This window comes from Streptomyces sp. P5F9 (genome assembly GCF_057961495.1).
On sequence record NZ_JBXVPZ010000882.1, the window covers coordinates 1 to 1,612 of the forward strand.

General features: G+C 69.1%; 3 protein-coding genes. 1 reads left to right on the plus strand and 2 read right to left on the minus strand.

Features of this window, described 5'->3' with window-relative positions:
• A partial coding sequence (locus tag AC31A1_RS51140) for a MarR family winged helix-turn-helix transcriptional regulator (RefSeq protein WP_489659870.1) occupies window positions 1–457 on the minus strand: 457 nt, incomplete at its 3' end.
• 208 nt (window positions 458–665) lie between these two features.
• On the opposite strand from AC31A1_RS51140, the gene AC31A1_RS51145 reads away from it, so the two are divergent.
• Entirely contained in the window at window positions 666–869 is a 204-nt protein-coding gene (locus AC31A1_RS51145) for a hypothetical protein (RefSeq protein ID WP_489659871.1), read from the plus strand.
• Between the two features lie 340 nt (window positions 870–1,209).
• Here AC31A1_RS51145 and AC31A1_RS51150 read toward each other — a convergent pair.
• Window positions 1,210–1,612, minus strand: a 403-nt coding sequence (locus AC31A1_RS51150) for a hypothetical protein (protein WP_489659872.1), incomplete at its 5' end; no start/stop codon positions are given.

Below are 1,612 nucleotides of genomic sequence, written 5' to 3' on the forward strand. Positions count from 1 at the left end.
GGGGGGTCATGGGGCGGGGTGGCGCGGTACGGCAGTCGCCGAAGCTCGCCCGCAGCCGGGTCATCAGCTGGATCAGCTGCCCGACCTCCTCGTCGCTCCAGTCGTTCAGCCGGTCGGCGAGCAACTGGGCGGTCCGCCGGGACAGTTCGTCCACCTGGGCCCGGCCGCCGGGGGTGAGGCGCAGGATGCGGGAGCGTTTGTCGGCGGGGTCGGGGGACCGTTCGATCCAGCCCCGGTCGACGACGTGCGCGACGTGGCGGCTGGTCACGGACATGTCGACGGAGAGCAGTTCCGCGAGTTTGCTCATACGCATGTCGCCGTACCGGTCGAGCAGGGTCAGTACGGCCGCGGAGCCGCCGGGACAGTCGGACGGCATGATCCGCCCCAACTCCCTGCGTACGGCGCCGAAGGCACTGAACTGACGCATCAGCTCCTCGTACTGCGTCCGCTCGGCCATCTCACCTCCCATGCTCGTGCCGTGTTCGTTGCTTAGGGCAACCATAAGAGACTAAGAGAGGTTGGTTGCTACAGGCAAATAAAATGGCCGGGCGCGGCATAAAAAGTTGGCAAAGGCAAGTATTGCGGTATGTAAACCCGCAGGTGGGAAAGGATGTCCGAGGCCCCGCACTTGGGTGTCTCCCGGGGATTCGCTAGTGTCTCGGCCCATGGCAAACACCCAGGGCCCCGAGGGCAACTACGACCCCGCCGGCAGCACCCAGATGTTCCGTGCCTTCGTCGACGAGACCCCACAGGGCGGCCGGCCCCAGGCCGCGCCCACCGCTTCGGCCGGACCCCGCGTCGGCCTGATCGTCGGCGTCGTCGCCGCCGTGCTGGTCGTCGCGGCGGTGGCCTACCTGGCCTTCATGTAACACCGACCGCTCTACCTCGACGCGGTGGTCTACCGCTCCACTGGAGGAGCCGGGATCTGCCGTCAATCGTCTGCGGCGCCGTCGTGGCTGGTCGCGCCCACGCGGCGGAGCCGCATATCGACACAGCCCCGCGCCCCTTTCGGGCGCTGCCGCCTAGGGCCTGTCCGGCGGATCAGGTCGCAGGAAATCGGCGGTGCCTGATCAGCGCCGGTGAGCGGGGCGTGGTGCGTGCAGCTGCAAGGCGGAGGAGGGCGGCGACGCGGAGCGTCGGCAACCGACGACAACGCGGCAGATGTGCGTGCCAGGCCCCGCGTCTGTGACATGATCCGCCGGACAGGCCCTAGCGCCACACGACCGACACGTCCCGCGTCTCGATGTGCATCCCCAGTGGCACGCGCCAGGTGTCGACGCAGACGGTCCAGGTGTGGTCCTTGCGTGCGTGGGCCGCGATCGGCGCCGGAAGCTGCTCGGTCGAGGTGATCGTCGCCCAGTCGATCCCGAGGGCTCCGATGATGTGCGTCCCGAACGTCACCGTGCCCGAACGCACCGCCGTACCGCCGGAGTTGCGGAAGCTCAGGGTGACGTCCTCACACCAGCGCTGGTCCGTGGCCTTGCGCACGGGGTCGTCCCAGGTGAGGGCGGCGGGGGTGACGGGAGCCGTCGTAGGGACGGCTGTTGGGGTCGGTGACGGTGAAGGCGTGCTGCTACGGCCGGACTTGGCGCCCGTGGGTGAGGAGGCCGCC

What these genes read in the sequence shown, in the direction of transcription:
- AC31A1_RS51145 (WP_489659871.1), top strand. Translation starts at nt 666, where the DNA reads ATGGCAAACACCCAGGGCCCCGAGGGCAACTACGACCCCGCCGGCAGC.